14 protein-coding genes and 1 riboswitch are annotated in these 14,193 nt (G+C 72.5%); of the genes, 1 reads left to right on the top strand and 13 read right to left on the bottom strand.

The window, feature by feature from the left end; translation table 11 throughout:
• Nucleotides 1–11 precede the first annotated feature (11 nt).
• The 13 genes from AC4BG9_RS16400 to AC4BG9_RS16340 all read right to left on the bottom strand — a co-directional run bounded on the left by AC4BG9_RS16400 (nt 12) and on the right by AC4BG9_RS16340 (nt 12,435).
• Nucleotides 12–1,262 (bottom strand): serine hydrolase domain-containing protein, encoded by a 1,251-nt coding sequence (locus tag AC4BG9_RS16400; protein WP_490572188.1) that lies wholly within the window; start codon nt 1,260–1,262, stop codon nt 12–14.
• Complete coding sequence (gcvP, locus tag AC4BG9_RS16395; RefSeq protein WP_490572187.1) at nt 1,259–4,132, bottom strand: aminomethyl-transferring glycine dehydrogenase; 2,874 nt, start codon at nt 4,130–4,132, stop codon at nt 1,259–1,261. The genes AC4BG9_RS16400 and gcvP overlap by 4 nt, the downstream gene beginning before the upstream one ends.
• Before the next feature lie 77 nt (nt 4,133–4,209).
• Nucleotides 4,210–4,306, bottom strand: a riboswitch (glycine riboswitch).
• Between the two features lie 45 nt (nt 4,307–4,351).
• Complete coding sequence (locus tag AC4BG9_RS16390) at nt 4,352–4,924, bottom strand: MerR family transcriptional regulator (protein WP_490572289.1); 573 nt, start codon at nt 4,922–4,924, stop codon at nt 4,352–4,354.
• 217 nt (nt 4,925–5,141) lie between these two features.
• Nucleotides 5,142–5,618 carry a bifunctional nuclease family protein gene (locus AC4BG9_RS16385; RefSeq protein WP_490572186.1) on the bottom strand — a complete coding sequence of 159 codons (477 nt, stop codon included), beginning with the start codon at nt 5,616–5,618 and terminating at the stop codon, nt 5,142–5,144.
• Between the two features lie 31 nt (nt 5,619–5,649).
• Nucleotides 5,650–6,348, bottom strand: coding sequence for a transcriptional regulator FtsR (gene ftsR, locus AC4BG9_RS16380; protein ID WP_490572185.1), 699 nt, complete (start codon nt 6,346–6,348; stop codon nt 5,650–5,652).
• A gap of 62 nt (nt 6,349–6,410) precedes the next feature.
• Nucleotides 6,411–6,929, bottom strand: coding sequence for a zinc-ribbon and FHA domain-containing protein (locus tag AC4BG9_RS16375; protein ID WP_490572184.1), 519 nt, complete (start codon nt 6,927–6,929; stop codon nt 6,411–6,413).
• Between the two features lie 108 nt (nt 6,930–7,037).
• Nucleotides 7,038–7,424: a glycine cleavage system protein GcvH gene (gene gcvH / locus AC4BG9_RS16370; RefSeq protein ID WP_490572183.1), complete on the bottom strand. Its 387-nt coding sequence runs from the start codon at nt 7,422–7,424 to the stop codon at nt 7,038–7,040.
• 55 nt (nt 7,425–7,479) lie between these two features.
• Complete coding sequence (locus AC4BG9_RS16365) at nt 7,480–8,214, bottom strand: DUF881 domain-containing protein (protein WP_490572182.1); 735 nt, start codon at nt 8,212–8,214, stop codon at nt 7,480–7,482.
• Nucleotides 8,207–8,539, bottom strand: a complete 333-nt coding sequence (locus AC4BG9_RS16360) for a small basic family protein (RefSeq protein ID WP_490572181.1) — start codon at nt 8,537–8,539, stop codon at nt 8,207–8,209. The genes AC4BG9_RS16365 and AC4BG9_RS16360 overlap by 8 nt, the downstream gene beginning before the upstream one ends.
• Nucleotides 8,536–9,417 carry a DUF881 domain-containing protein gene (locus AC4BG9_RS16355; RefSeq protein WP_490572180.1) on the bottom strand — a complete coding sequence of 294 codons (882 nt, stop codon included), beginning with the start codon at nt 9,415–9,417 and terminating at the stop codon, nt 8,536–8,538. Before AC4BG9_RS16355 ends, AC4BG9_RS16360 begins: the two co-directional genes overlap by 4 nt.
• Nucleotides 9,414–9,989 carry a cardiolipin synthase ClsA gene (gene clsA, locus AC4BG9_RS16350; RefSeq protein ID WP_490572179.1) on the bottom strand — a complete coding sequence of 192 codons (576 nt, stop codon included), beginning with the start codon at nt 9,987–9,989 and terminating at the stop codon, nt 9,414–9,416. Before clsA ends, AC4BG9_RS16355 begins: the two co-directional genes overlap by 4 nt.
• Before the next feature lie 35 nt (nt 9,990–10,024).
• Nucleotides 10,025–11,074: a hemolysin family protein gene (locus AC4BG9_RS16345; RefSeq protein ID WP_490572178.1), complete on the bottom strand. Its 1,050-nt coding sequence runs from the start codon at nt 11,072–11,074 to the stop codon at nt 10,025–10,027.
• The gene (locus tag AC4BG9_RS16340) at nt 11,071–12,435 is read right to left on the bottom strand and encodes a hemolysin family protein (RefSeq protein WP_490572177.1); all 1,365 of its coding nucleotides are present in this window, start codon (nt 12,433–12,435) and stop codon (nt 11,071–11,073) included. Before AC4BG9_RS16340 ends, AC4BG9_RS16345 begins: the two co-directional genes overlap by 4 nt.
• Before the next feature lie 232 nt (nt 12,436–12,667).
• Between AC4BG9_RS16340 and AC4BG9_RS16335 the strand changes: the two genes are divergently transcribed.
• Nucleotides 12,668–14,191: a sulfatase family protein gene (locus tag AC4BG9_RS16335; RefSeq protein ID WP_490572176.1), complete on the top strand. Its 1,524-nt coding sequence runs from the start codon at nt 12,668–12,670 to the stop codon at nt 14,189–14,191.
• Nucleotides 14,192–14,193: the final 2 nt, after the last annotated feature.

Below are 14,193 nucleotides of genomic sequence, written 5' to 3'. Positions count from 1 at the left end.
GGCAGCGGCCACTACTCCAGGGCGTAGGGACTGCGCGTGTAGACGAAGGTGGCCGCCTCGAGGTGGGAGACCTCACCGTCCTCGCGGCGTACGACGTGGAGGGTCTCGCCGCGGTGATAGCCCTCGACGCCGACCAGGCGACCCTCGCGCAGCTCGAAGCGGTCGAGACCGCCCGGCGGAGTCAGGGAGCGCAGCTCCAGTCGCCCGTTGCGCCATGACGCCTCCGTGGCGGTGTTGCCCCAGAACCACAGGCCGGGGATCCCGGCCAGCGGCTCCGGCACCGCCTCCGTCGGGTGCCACGGCTCGATCACCTCGTCGACGAAGTCCCCGTCGATGAGGTCGAGGACCGCCTGGGCCTGGTCGATCCCGGTGGTGGCGTTGGCGAGCACCGTGGCGCCGATGCCCGAGCCGGGGTCGACGAAGAGCCCGGCGAGGTAGCCCGGCATCGACCCGGTGTGCCCGACCAGGATCCCGCCCGTCGAGGTGAGCAGGCGGACGCCGAGGCCGTAGTCCTCGCTCACCGGGCGGAGCATCTCCTCCAGGGAACCGGGGTCCAGCATGTCGGGCCTGGCGCCGGAGAGGAACTGTCCCCACAGCACCAGGTCGGCGACCGTCGACCAGAGCTGGCCGGCCGGGGCCATGGCGCCGGTGTTGCTGAGCGGCTCGAGGCGGCGCACCCCGGTGAAGTGGTCGACGCTCCACCCGGGCTGGGCGTTGGGCCGCGGCAGGTAGGAGGTCTGGGTCATTCCCAGCGGGATCAGCAGGCGCTCCACGACCAGCTGGCGCCAGGAGGTGCCGGTGACCCGGACCAGGACCTCGCCGAGCAGCGCGTAGCCGAGGTTGGAGTAGTGGAAGCCCTCGCCCGGCGCGGCAACCCGGCCGGAGCCGTCGTTGGCTGCGGCCAGGGCCGCGAAGTCGCCGCCGCGGGTACGCTCCCACCAGGGGCCGCAGGGCTCGCTCTGGAGGCCCGCGGTGTGGCTGAGCAGCTGGCGCAGCGTGGCCTCGGCGTAGCCGATGTCGCCCAGGTGGCGCCCCACCGGGTCGTCGAGGTCGAGCAGCCCGGCATCGCGCGCCTGCATCACCAGCGCGGCGGTCATCGTCTTGGTGATCGAGCCGATGCGGTACTGCCCGTCCAGCCCGGCTCCCTGCCCCGAGGCGCCGGCCCAGACGACTCCGTAGCGGTCGAAGACGGCACCGAGGATCGACGAGAGCCGGCCACGCGACTGCGCGAGGTCCAGGCAGCTCTGACGACGCTCGATCATTCGGCGAAGGCCTCCGGCGGCGGACAGGAGCAGACCAGGTTGCGGTCGCCGTACGCCTGGTCGATGCGCGCCACCGGCGGCCAGTACTTGTCGGGGTCCGGGCCGGTGGGGAAGGCGCCCAGCTCGCGGGGGTAGGGACGGTCCCACTCCCCCACCACCGCGGCCGCCGTGTGCGGGGCGCGGCGCAGCGGGGACTCCTCGGGGCGCCACTCGCCGGCGCCGACCCGGTCGATCTCGGCGCGGATCGCGATCATCGCCTCCACGAACCGGTCGATCTCCGCGAGGTCCTCGGACTCCGTCGGCTCCACCATCAGGGTGCCCGCCACGGGGAACGACATGGTGGGCGCGTGGAAGCCGTAGTCGACCAGGCGCTTGGCCACGTCGTCGACCGTCACCCCGGTCTCGCGGGTGAGCGGCCGCAGGTCCAGGATGCACTCGTGGGCCACCAGCCCCGAGTGACCCCGGTAGAGCACCGGGAAGTGCTCCTCCAGGCGGGCGGCGACGTAGTTGGCCGCGAGCACCGCGTGCGCGGTCGCCCGGGTCAGTCCCTCGGCCCCCATCATCCGCACGTAGGCCCAGGAGATCGGCAAGATGCCGGCCGACCCGTGGGGAGCCGCGCTGATCGGCCCGATGCCCTCGCGGCGCGACACCTCCGGGTGCTCCGGGTGCGAGGGCAGGAAGGGCGCCAAGTGGGCGCGCACCGCCACCGGCCCGACCCCGGGGCCGCCCCCGCCGTGCGGGATGCAGAAGGTCTTGTGCAGGTTGAGGTGGGAGACGTCGCCGCCGAACTCGCCGGGCCGGGCGTAGCCCAGCAGCGCGTTCAGGTTGGCCCCGTCGACGTAGACCTGCCCGCCGTGCTCGTGCACGACGTCGCACAGCTCGGTGATCGAGTCCTCGTAGGCGCCGTGGGTCGAGGGATAGGTGACCATGATGGCGGCGAGGGTCTCCGCGTGCTCGGCACACTTGAGGCGCAGGTCTTCGAGGTCGACCGAGCCGTCCTCCCCCGCCTTGACGACCACGACCCGCATCCCGGCCATCACCGCCGAGGCGGCGTTGGTGCCGTGGGCCGACGACGGGATCAGGCACACGTCGCGCACCGGTGCGGACCCCTGGTGCCGCGCCTGGTGGTAGCCGCGGATCGCGAGCAGGCCGGCCAGCTCGCCCTGGGAGCCGGCGTTGGGCTGGACCGACACCTCGTCGTAGCCGGTGACCTCGGCCAGCCACGACTCGAGGTCGGCGACGAGGCGCTGGTAGCCGGCGGCGTCCTCGGCGGGGGCGAAGGGGTGCAGGTCGGCGAAGCCGGGCAGGCTGATGGGCTCCATCTCGGTCGTGGCGTTGAGCTTCATGGTGCACGAGCCCAGCGGGATCATCCCGCGGTCCAGCGCGTAGTCGCGCGCGGAGAGCCGGCGCAGGTAGCGCAGCATCTGGGTCTCGCTGTGGTGGGTGGAGAAGACCTCGTGGGTGAGGAACGGCGTACGACGGCGCAGGGCCGGCGGCAGCGCGTCGTCGCGCGCCGGGGCCCCGGCCTCCGCGGTCTCGACCCCGAAGGACTGCCTCACCGCGGCCAGGGTCTGGTCCGTGGTGGTCTCCGAGAGGGAGAGCCCGACCCGGTCGGGGTCGACCAGGCGCAGGTGCAGGCCGAGCTCGCGGGCGCGGGCGACCACCTGCCCGGCGGCGCCCGGCACCCGCACGCAGAGGGTGTCGAAGAACTCCGGGTGCTCCACCTCGAGCCCGGCCGCGGTCAAGGACTCCGCCAGCCGGACCGCCTGGGCGTGCACGCGCCGAGCGATGTCCCGCAGGCCGTCGGGCCCGTGGTAGACGGCGTACATGCCGGCCACCACGGCCAGCAGCACCTGGGCGGTGCAGATGTTGGAGGTGGCCTTGTCGCGCCGGATGTGCTGCTCGCGGGTCTGCAGGGCCAGCCGGTAGGCGCGGTGGCCCTCGGCGTCGACCGAGACCCCGACCAGGCGGCCGGGCAGGTGACGCTCGAGACCGGCGCGCACAGCCATGTAGCCGGCGTGGGGCCCGCCGTAGAAGAGCGGGACGCCGAAACGCTGGGAGGAGCCCACCACCACGTCGGCGCCCAGCTCGCCGGGCGCCTCCAGCAGGGTGAGGGCCAGCAGGTCGGCCGCCACGACTGCCAGCGCGCCCCGCTCGTGGGCCTGGACCAGCAGGGGCCGGGGGTCGAGCACCCGGCCCGAGGCGCCGGGGTACTGCACCAGCAGGCCGCTGAGCTCGCCCTGCGGCAGACCGTCGGAGAGGTCCGCGACGACCACCTCGATGCCCATGGCGCGGGCCCGGGTGCGCACCACCTCGCGCGTCTGCGGCAACGCGTCCGCGTCGACCACGAAGGGGCCGGCGGCCTTGCGCTGGGCGCGGCGCACCAGGGTCATCGCCTCGGCCACCGCCGTGCCCTCGTCGAGGAGGGAGGCGTTGGCGGTGGGCAGGCCGGTGAGGTCCGCGATCACGGTCTGGAAGTTGAGCAGCGCCTCCAGCCGGCCCTGGGAGATCTCCGGCTGGTAGGGGGTGTAGGCGGTGTACCAGGACGGGTCCTCCAGCACGTTGCGCCGGATCACCGCCGGCGTCACGGTGCCGTGGTAGCCCAGCCCGATCAGGCTCTCGGCGACCCGGTTCGCGGCGGCGAGGCTCCGCAGCTCGGCCGCGGCGGCCGCCTCCGAGACGGGCTCCGGAAGCCGCAACGGCTCGGCGGAGCGGATCGCCGGCGGCACGGCGGCGTCCATCAGGCTGGTCAGCGAGTCGTGGCCCAGCACCTTCAGCATGGTCGCGACGTCGTCGTCGCGTGGGCCGATGTGACGCTCCACGAAGGGGGCGGCTCCGGACGACTGGGGCGGGGTGGGCTGGTCGGGCATGTCACGCTCCGGGCTCGGACGAGGACTGGTCGTCCTCCCCCTCTGTCACGCCCCGTCCCGGCGACGCTTCAGAGCTGCCTGACCACGCGGTCCTTGGTGCCTGAGAGGTTCCGGGGAGGAATTGCCCCTTCGGCGCTGGTGCGGCTGCCACCAGGACTCTCCCGCGCGGGATCGTCAGCGACAGCGAACCTACCATCAGAGCGCGGGGAGGCTGCTCGCTCAGCCCGTACGACGGGCGGCGCGGCGAGCGGCAAGCTCGTCCCCGGGCAGCGGAGCGGTGTCGGAGGCCGCGCGCTCGCTGGGGAGCTCGGAGAGGGTGCCCTCGATCTCGCGCCAGACACCGCCGATGGCGATGCCGAAGACGCCCTGGCCACCCTGCAGGAGGTCGATGACCTCGTCGTTGCTGGTGCACTCGTAGACCGAGGCCCCGTCGCTCATCAGCGTGACCCGGGTGAGGTCGTCGGTGCCCCGGGCGCGCAGGTGCTGGACCGCGGTGCGGATCTGCTGGAGCGAGATGCCGGCGTCGAGCAGCCGCTTGACGACCTTGAGGAGCAGGATGTCGCGGAAGGAGTAGAGCCGCTGGGACCCCGAGCCCGTCGCCCCGCGGACGGTGGGCTCCACCAGTCCGGTGCGCGCCCAGTAGTCGAGCTGGCGGTAGGTGATCCCGGCCGCGTTGCACGCCGTGGGACCGCGGTAGCCGGCGTCGCTTGGCAGCGGGGAGACGTCGTCGGTGAAGAGGAGACCCTGCTCCTCGGCGACCTCCGCGGCACGCTCCGCCTCGAGGCCGTCCACCTTGTCCTGCTTGTTCTCGTCAACGCCCACTGGGGACCCTCCGTCGTCTACTCCGCTCAGCGTAACTCCCTTGGGGGAAGGACGCCGTGGTCTTGCCCCGAGGGCACCACAACGTTGGAGTTACAACGAAGACAGTTCAAGGTAAGCCCCCACCCGCGGGTGGTCAACGCGCCACGCGGTGTGTCGCAACCTTCAACCTCAAGATGAGGGTGAGGGATCAGCCGCCCTCGGGCGCCTCGAAGTCCTCGGGCGTGACCTGGTCGAGGAACTCCCGGAAGCGCTCGACCTCGTCCTCCTGCTCGGCCGGCACCGCGAGGCCCGCCTCGTCCAGCACACCCTCGTCGACGACGATCCGGGCCCCGGTGCGCAGCGCCAGGGCGATCGAGTCGGACGGCCGGGCGCTCACCTCCGCACCGGAGTCGAAGACCAGCAGCGCGTAGAAGACGTTGTCGCGCACCTCGGTGATCCGCACCTCCGCCAGGGGCGCGCCGGTCGCCTCCAGGACGTCCTTCATCAGGTCGTGGGTGAGGGGACGGGGTGGGACGACCCCCTGCTGGGCGAAGGCGATCGCGGTGGCCTCCACGGCCCCGATCCAGATCGGCAGGTACCTGTCCCCCGCCACTTCGCGCAGCAGCACGATGGGCTGGTTGGAAGGCATCTCGACCCGGACTCCGATGACGTCTACCTCGCGCACACCGCCACCCTACTCCGCACCGGTGGGAGGGTCAGGATCCCTGCAGCCCGTTCTTCACCAGGGTCGCGTGCAGCCGCACCGAGAGGGCCGCGATCTCGCTGACGGCCTCCTCGGCCCGGGCCCGGGCGGCCGCGTCGCGGCCGCGCTTGAGCGGAGCCACGACCTGCTCGACGAGCCCCACCTCGCGGTCGGCGGAGGTCTTGAAGGCGCGCAGGTGGCGGGGCTCGAAGCCGAAGTCGGCGAGCTCCCGGGCGGTGCGGGCGATGACCAGGGCGTCCGTGTCGTAGTGACCGGTCCCCGGGCGAGGGGTGATCAGCCCGAACTGCTCGAGCTGGCCGAGGAGCTCCTCGCTGACCTCGGCGATCTTGAGCAGCTCGCGACGCGAGAGCCGGACGTCGGAGCGGCGGGAGAAGGACTCGGGCGAGGGGAGCCCGTCGCTGGCCAGCGCCACCTGGGGAACGGTGGGGACCACCGCCTCGATGGGCGGCGGCTCCAGGCCGCGGTCGATGGCGTCGAGGTGCTCCCCGATCACCTTCAGCGGCAGGTAGTGGTCACGCTGCATGCGCAGGACGTAGCGGAGACGCTCGACGTCCTCGTGGGAGAACTTCCGGTAGCCCGCCGGGGTCCGCTCGGGCTTGATGAGGCCCTTGTCCTCGAGGAAGCGGATCTTGGGGATGGTGATCCCCGGGAAGTCGGGGCGGAGGACGTCGAGAACCTGCCCGATGTTCATCCGCCCCCGGGAGGGGCGTGAGGAGGGAGCGGAGGACGCTGGGGAGACCACGCTGACGCGCCTCAGCCGGTCACGTGACCGGCGAAGAAGACAAGCCGGTACTTGCCGATCTGCACCTCGTCGCCGTCCGTCAGCTCCACCGAGTCGATCCGGTCCCGGTTGACGTAGGTGCCGTTGAGGCTGCCGACGTCGCTGACCCGGAACGTGTCCCCGTCGCGACGGAACTCCGCGTGCCGGCGGGAGACCGTGACGTCGTCGAGGAAGATCTCGGACTCGGGGTGACGCCCCGCGGCCACCATGTCGGTGTCCAGGAGGAAGCGACTGCCCGCTCCGGGGCCGCGCTGGACCACGAGCAACGCCGAGCCGGTCGGCAGGGCGTCGACGGCGGCGGCGTCGACCGGGCTCAGCGCCCGGTCGGAGCTCTCTGCCCGCTCGTGGGGGATCGAGATGGTCGTGGTGGCGTCCGGCGCACCGGCGTCGCCGGAGGCCTCTGCCGCTCCCCCCGCGATCGGCGACCCGCACTGCGCGCAGAACCGTGCGTCGTCGGGATTTGGCTTTCCGCAGGCCGTGCAGAACGGCATGTGTCCTCCGCTTCCGTGTCCGGGGCCGCACCTGAGGGCCTCACCCTCAAGGCCCGGCTGAGGGTGAAGGTTCCTACGAAACTATCAGTTTGTGCAACTGAGCGGGGCTCAACTCGGGTCGAGAGCGTCCTGGTAGGCGGCCGAGTCCATCAGCGCGTCGAGCTGCGCGGGGTCGGCCGGCGCGACCTCGAAGAGCCAGCCGGCGGCGTAGGGGTCGTTGTTGACCAGCTCGGGCGTCGCGTCCAGGGAGTCGTTGCGCGCCACGACCTCCCCGCTGACGGGGGCGTAGATGTCGCTCACCGACTTCGTCGACTCCAGCTCGCCGCAGGTGTCCCCCGCGCTCACCACCTCGCCCACCTCGGGCAGCGAGACGTAGACGATGTCACCCAGCGCGTCCTGGGCGAAGTGGGTGATCCCCACCCGCACCGTGCCCGAGCCCTCCGTGCTGCGCACCCACTCGTGCTCCGAGCTGTACTTCAGGTCCTCGGGGTACATCGCGCTCTCCTCTGGCTGGAGGGTCCCGACGGACCCGGGGCGGTGGTCGTCGAGGCTACTGCCCCTGCGCGGGACCGGCGAAGTCGGTCCGGGGCAGGTCGCGGACCGACTCGATCACGATCTGGCCCGGCTCCTCGATGGCCACCTCGGCGCCGTCCTGGCCGCGCAGCGCCGCGATCGGGCCGCTGGGGAAGTTGACTCCGCCCGCCAGGGTGCCGGGCTCGCCGATGGCCTCGATCACGTAGGGGGGCTCCAGCGGCACGCCGTCGACGGTGACGACGCCGTCGACCTCCTCGAACGAGCTCTGCGCGACGAGGCGGACCGTGTCGTTGATCTCGATCGCCTCCGCGCCCGCGGTGCGCAGCTCCTGGACCATGTCGAGGAGCCGGTCGGTGCGCACCGGCGTCTCGTCCTCGGTGATCGTGATGCGCAGCCCGGGACCGCTCACCGGGACGAGCCCGGCCAGGATGTTGAGGGTCTTCAGCTTCTCGGCCGCCTGCTCCAGCGCCGCCTGCCGGGCGTTGGAGTCGGTCTGCAGGTTGCGGCGCTCCCCCTCGAGCCGGGCGATCTCGCGCCGGGCCCGGTCGGAGGTGCCGGTCAGGCCGTTGAGGATCTCGATCAGGTCCTCCTCCCGCCGCCCGGCGTAGGTGTCGTCCAGCTCGGTGCTGCGCACCTGGGCGACGGCGGCGAAGCCGAGGACCGCAAGGAGGACCGCGACCACCACCTGTGAGCGCGAGGGTCTCTTGAGGGCGCCCCTCAGCCGCTCGCGGGCGCCGTCCGGCTCAGGCATGGAAGAGATGGCGGCGGATCGCCGCGGAGTTGGAGAAGATCCGGATGCCCAGCACGACGATCACCCCGGTCTGGAGCTGGCTGCCGACGCCCAGCTTGTCGCCGAGGAAGACGATGCTCGCGGCCAGGACGACGTTGCTGACGAAGGAGACGACGAAGACCTTGTCGTCGAAGATGCCGTCGAGGAACGCGCGCAGGCCGCCGAAGACGGCGTCCAGGGCGGCCACGACCGCGATCGGCAGGTACTGCTCGAGCCCCTGGGGGATGTCGGGCTGCAGCAGCAGCCCCGCGACGATGCCGAGCAGCAACCCGAGGGCGGCGATCACTGTCCCATCTCCTTCATCTGTGCGGACCGCTCGGGCCCGCGCTCACGGGCGTTCGGCAGCGGTCGCATGCGCGCCGCCGGCAGCTCGATGTCGTCATCATCCTCGATCTCGAAGACGAACTCCAACGAACGCGCCAAGGCGTAGAACACCGCGCCGTGGGTGGTGCGCAGCAGCCTCGCCTCCAGCGTGTCGGGGTCACCGATGGCCGAGACGACGTAGGGCGGCGAGAGCGGCCGCACGTTGACGTGGATCGCCGATGCCGAGTTCTGGATCGAGGAGAGCGCGGTGAGCCGCTGCCCGTTGATCGCGATCGCCTCGGCGCCGGCGGCCCAGAGACCGTCGACCAGGAAGAGGAGGTCGTCGTCCTTGAGCACGTCGTCACCCACCGCCCCCGGGGCCGAGTCCACCGTCACCCGGACGCCGGGGCCGCGCACCGCGAGGTAGCCGGTGCGCACGCCGAGGCGGCTCACCCGCTGGCTGACCTCGGTCTCCCTCTCCCGCAGACCGCGCAGGCCCTCCTCGGCGGCTGCGTTGCTCACCCTCAGCTCGCCCGCCCTGTCCTGGAGCTCGCGCACGTCGGTGCGCCCCTCCTGGATCCGCGAGACGAGGCTGGCCCGGCCCAGCGCGTCGACGTCGGCGTTGCGCGAGGTCTGGACGGCCGCGACGGCCACCAGCACCCCGAAGACACCGACCACCGCCGCCGTCACCAGACGCCGCCTGCGGTGCTGGTCGGCGTCCTCGGGGACCGGCCGCTGCCGCCGCCGCTCGGCGGCGTGCTGGTAGTCCTCGTCCATCGACTGCTCGGTGATCAGGGAGAGCAGCGGGAGGGTCACGTGCTGTGGCAGGGGGGCCGACTTCCGCTCCGGGGGGTCGCTCATCGTCGTGCCTCCGGCCGCGGGAGGGGAGGGGTGGTCAGCAGCAGGGTGCGGACCTGCCAGGCGTAGAGGAGCCCGGCCCACCAGTAGAGGCCGATCCCCCAGAGCGCGAAGGCCCAGCCGAAGACGTTGGCCAGCGTCGCCACCACGCCGTCGCCCTCGCCCAGGAAGAGCAGCGGGAACGCATAGAGGAGGTTGAAGGTCGCCGCCTTGCCCAGGAAGTGCACGGGCAGGGAGGTGTAGCCCCTGGTCCGCAGCAGCGGCACCAGCCCCCACAGCGCCAGGTCCCGCAACGGCAGGGCGAGGGCCACCCACCAGGGGATGACGTCGCGCAGGGCGAGCCCCACCACCACCGCGAGGATGTAGAGACGGTCCGCGACGGGATCGAGCAGCTCACCGAGCTCGGAGCGCTGGTCCAGCACCCGTGCGAGGTAGCCGTCCAGGTAGTCGGTGATGCCGGAGAGCATCAGCAGCGCGAGAGCCCAGCCGTCCGCCTCGGGTCCGAGGACCAGCCAGAGGAAGACCGGGATGCTCGCCAGCCTCAGCAGGCTGAGGATGTTCGGGACCGTCCACACCCGGTGAACCCTATCCAGCAGTTCCAGCCCCGCGCTCACACCGGCTCGTCGTGGTGCGCAGCATCCCGGATCTCCCCGACCAGCTCCTCCAGCACGTCCTCGAGCGTGACCAGCCCGAGCAGCGTCCCGTCCCGGCCGATGACCCGGCCCATGTGGGCGCCGCGTCGCTGGAGCGCCTCGAGCGCGGTGTGCAGGGGCACCTCGGGACGGACAGTGGCGAAGGGGCGGATCCACTTGTCGTCCACCACCCGCTGGCGTCGGGCCTCGTCGGTCTCCAGCACGTCCTTGATGTGCAGGTAGCCGAGCAGGTCGCCGTCCTCGCTCTCCACGGGGAAGCGGGAGTAGCCGGTGGCGGCGCAGACCTCCTCCACCGTGGCCACGGTGCTCCCCCGCGGCACGGTGGTCAGGCTCCGGGGCGGCATCAGCACCGAGGTCACCGACTTCTCGGTGAAGCCCAGGGCGCCGGCGAGGCGGTCGTACTCGTGGGCCTCGATGAGCCCCTCGCCGCGTGACTCCTCCACCAGGGCCGCCACCTGCTCGCGGGTGTAGGTGGAGGTCACCTCGTCCTTCGGCTCGATCCGCAGCATCCGCAGGATGGCGTTGGCGCACGCATTGATCGTCACGATCACCGGGCGCAGCAGGGCCACCACCACCATCATCGGCGGGCCCAGGAGCAGCGCCGAGCGCTCGGGCCCGGCGATGGCGAGGTTCTTGGGGACCATCTCGCCGAGCACCACGTGCAGGTAGACCACGAGCGTCATGGCGATGACGAACGCGACCGGATGCACCAGGCCCTCGGGGACCCCCAGCCGGGCGAAGAGCGGCTCCAGCAGGTGGGCGACCGCCGGCTCGCCGACGGCACCGAGACCTAGCGAGCAGATGGTGATGCCGAGCTGCGCACCGGCCATCACGACCGAGATCTGCTCCATCGCCCGCAGGGTGGTGCGGGCCATCGCGGAGCCGGCCTCGGCGCGCGGCTGGATCTGGCTGCGCCGCGCGGAGATGAGCGCGAACTCGGCGCCGACGAAGAAGGCGTTGAGGCCGAGCAGCAGCACGGCCAGGAGGATGGCGACCAGATCGCTCACGAGTCGACCCCCTCGGTCCGGGCCGGCGCCGCGGAGGGCGGGGTCAGGGACACCCGGTCCACCCGCAGCCCCTCCATCCGCTCCACTGCGAGGGTGACCGGGCGCTGCTCGACCTCGCCGTCCTCGTCACGGACCGGGACGACGACGTGCACCGTGTCGCCGGCGGACGGCACCCGCCCCAGCTCGCGCACCACCAGGCCGGCCACGGTGTCGTAGTCCTCGTGCTCGGGCAGCTCGATCCCGGTGGCGTCCTCGACCTCGTCGGGGCGCAGCAGCCCGGAGAGCGACCACGTCCCGTCGCGGCGGCGGCGGGCCCGGTCGCCCAGGCGGTCGTGCTCGTCGGAGATGTCGCCGACGATCTCCTCGACCACGTCCTCGAGGGTGACGATCCCGGCCTGACCGCCGTACTCGTCCAGGACCACCGCCATCTGGAAGCCGTCCTGGCGCAGCAGCGCCAGCAGCGGGTCGAGCCGCAGGGAGTCGGGCACCACGATCGGCTTGACCATGATGTGCTTGACCCGCGTGGTCGGGCGCTCGTGCACCGGGAGTGCGACGGCGTGCTTGATGTGCACCGTGCCGACGACGTTGTCCTCGGCGTCCAGCACCGGGAAGCGGGAGTGACCGGTCTGTCGGGCCAGCGCGATCACCTCGGCGGCCCGGTCGCCGGCCTCGACGCTGGTGGTCCGCACCCGCGGAGTCATGATCTCCCCCGCGGTGCGCGTCCCGAACTCCACCGAGCGCTCCATCAGCTCAGCGGTCTCGGCGTCGAGGGTCCCCTCGTCGGCCGAGCGCTGGACCAGGGAGGCGAGCTCCTGGCTGCTGCGCGCCGAGCGGAGCTCCTCCTGCGGCTCGACGCCCAGCCGGCGCACGATGGCGTTGGCCGAGTTGTTCAGGCCCCGGATCGGCCAGGCCATCACGGTGGTGAAGCCCCGCATGAACCCCTGGGTGGCCCGCGCGGTCGCCAGCGGCACCGCGATGGCGAGGTTCTTGGGCACCAGCTCGCCGACGAGCATGGTGAAGAAGGTGGAGAGGACGAGCCCCAGCGCCACCGCCAGCGGGGTCACCCAGGACTCCGGCGTGCCGAGCGCCAGCAGCGGTCCGTCGACCAGCTGGGCGACGGCCGGCTCCGCCAGGAACCCGATTGCCAGGTTGGTGATGGTGATGCCCACCTGGGCTCCGGAGAGCTGGGTGGACAGGGTGCGCAACGCCTGCTGGACCCCGACCGCTCCCCCGTCGCCCTGCTCCACGAGCTGGTCGACGGCACTGCGGTCCACGGTGACCAACGAGAACTCCGCGGCCACGAAGAGCCCGCAGGCGATCATCAGCAGCAGCGAGACCGACAGGAGGATCCACGGCGTCACCGCGGGACACCTCCGCGCCGGACCCGGGCAGGGCCGGGGCGTGCGGGACCGCTCACGATCGAGGGCGGGAAGGGATGGCTACTTTGAGGGCCGTCCATGAGCTGTGTGGCATTCCTTCGGATCCGGGCAGACGATGGGGTCACTCTAGCGACCTCGCCGTATGGTTGGCGTCTTCGGCCCGGCCGCCCGGGTCGACCGGAACCACTTCGGAGGCGGGAAGCTCCACGTCGTCATGCCCAGAGCCTGGAAGCACGTCGCGACCGGCGCCGCTCTCGTCCTCCTCGCGGGACTCGGCGCGTCCGTGGCCGACCGCACCGGCGCCGAGCCGCGCGACGCGGCCGGCGGCGAGCCGGCCGACCGGCCCAACATCGTCCTGGTCATGACCGACGACCAGTCCGACGCCGAGCTGCGGTGGATGCCGCTGACCCGCGCGGCCCTGGGCGAGGGGGGGATGGAGTTCACCGACGCCCTCTCCCCCCACCCCCTCTGCTGCCCGGCACGCGCCGAGCTCCTCACCGGGCAGTACGCCCAGAACAACGGCGTGCGGCACAACAACGGGCCGCACGGCGGCTTCGACTCCATGGACCCGGCCAGGACCCTGGGCGACTGGTTCGCCGCCGCCGGCTACCGCACCGCCTTCGTCGGCAAGTACCTCAACAAGTACGGGCCCGGCGACGGCGCGCAGCCCGGGTGGAGCCGCTGGGCCGCCCTGAGCCGCGGCATCTACGACTACCGGAACTTCAGCCTCGACGTCGGTGGGGGCGAGCAGCCCTACCGCGACGCCTACGTCACCGAGGTCCTGGAGGACACGACCAACCGGATGGTCCGGGAGCTCGCGGCGACCGACGAGCCCTTCCTGCTCCTGTCCTGGCACCTGGCCCCGCACTACCGGTTCGACGAGCGGGGCCGGCGTACCCCACCCCCGGCCGCCGCGCAGGACCGGGGCCGGTTCGCCGGCCTCCGGCCGCCGTCCTTCGACAAGCCGAGCTTCAACCGCGACCAGGTCGACGCCCGCGGCCGGGTCGAGGTGCGCCGGACCGTACGGCGCCCCGTGCACCTCAGGGCCGAGTTCCGGGCCCGGGTCCGCAGCCTGCAGGCCGTCGACCGAGCGGTCGCCAGCCTGGTGGAGACGCTCAAGGAGACAGGAGCGTGGGAGGACACCTACCTGTTCTTCACCTCCGACAACGGCTACCTGCTCGGCGAGCACCGCCGGGTGGGCAAGAACATGCTCCTCGAGGAGGCCCTGCAGGTTCCGCTGCTGGTCGCCGGCCCCGACGTCCCGCCCGGCTCGGTCTCCACGACCCCGGTCACCCTGGTCGACCTGCCGGCCACCTTCGCCGACCTGGCCCAGGTGGAGCCGCGGCGACTCCAGGACGGGGTCTCCCTCGCGCCGCTGCTGCGCGATCCGTCCCTCACCCCAGGGCCGGCGACCGGAGCGCCCGCGCGAGACACCCTGCTGGTGCAGACGGGCCGCAGCGACGGGGACGGCTGGGACGTGCGCGGCGTCCGCACCGACCGATACCTCTACGGCTCCCGCGAGGACGGCAGCGGCGAGGTGCTCCACGACCTGCTGGTCGATCCCTTCCAGCTGGTCGACCGCGCCGCGGACCCGGCCTACGGGCCGGTCCTCGCCGAGCTGCGGGCGCGCCGGGACGAGCTGCTCACCTGCGCCGGACCGGCTTGCAACCGCCGGTTCGGACCCGTGCCGGAGCCCGACCCGCCGCCGGGCCGCGGAACCGGTGCCAGCGGCGACTAGCG

Source organism: Nocardioides sp. Z40_12, from assembly GCF_058215795.1.
This window is presented reverse-complemented; position numbering and strand designations above follow the sequence as displayed.

Excerpts from the sequence above, each read along its gene's own strand:
- AC4BG9_RS16400 (WP_490572188.1), bottom strand. The coding sequence starts at position 1,262 with ATGATCGAGCGTCGTCAGAGCTGCCTGGACCTCGCGCAGTCGCGTGGC.
- gcvP (WP_490572187.1), bottom strand. The coding sequence starts at position 4,132 with ATGCCCGACCAGCCCACCCCGCCCCAGTCGTCCGGAGCCGCCCCCTTC.
- ftsR (WP_490572185.1), bottom strand. The coding sequence starts at position 6,348 with ATGAACATCGGGCAGGTTCTCGACGTCCTCCGCCCCGACTTCCCGGGG.
- AC4BG9_RS16375 (WP_490572184.1), bottom strand. The coding sequence starts at position 6,929 with ATGCCGTTCTGCACGGCCTGCGGAAAGCCAAATCCCGACGACGCACGG.
- gcvH (WP_490572183.1), bottom strand. The coding sequence starts at position 7,424 with ATGTACCCCGAGGACCTGAAGTACAGCTCGGAGCACGAGTGGGTGCGC.
- AC4BG9_RS16365 (WP_490572182.1), bottom strand. The coding sequence starts at position 8,214 with ATGCCTGAGCCGGACGGCGCCCGCGAGCGGCTGAGGGGCGCCCTCAAG.
- AC4BG9_RS16355 (WP_490572180.1), bottom strand. The coding sequence starts at position 9,417 with ATGAGCGACCCCCCGGAGCGGAAGTCGGCCCCCCTGCCACAGCACGTG.
- AC4BG9_RS16335 (WP_490572176.1), top strand. The coding sequence starts at position 12,668 with ATGCCCAGAGCCTGGAAGCACGTCGCGACCGGCGCCGCTCTCGTCCTC.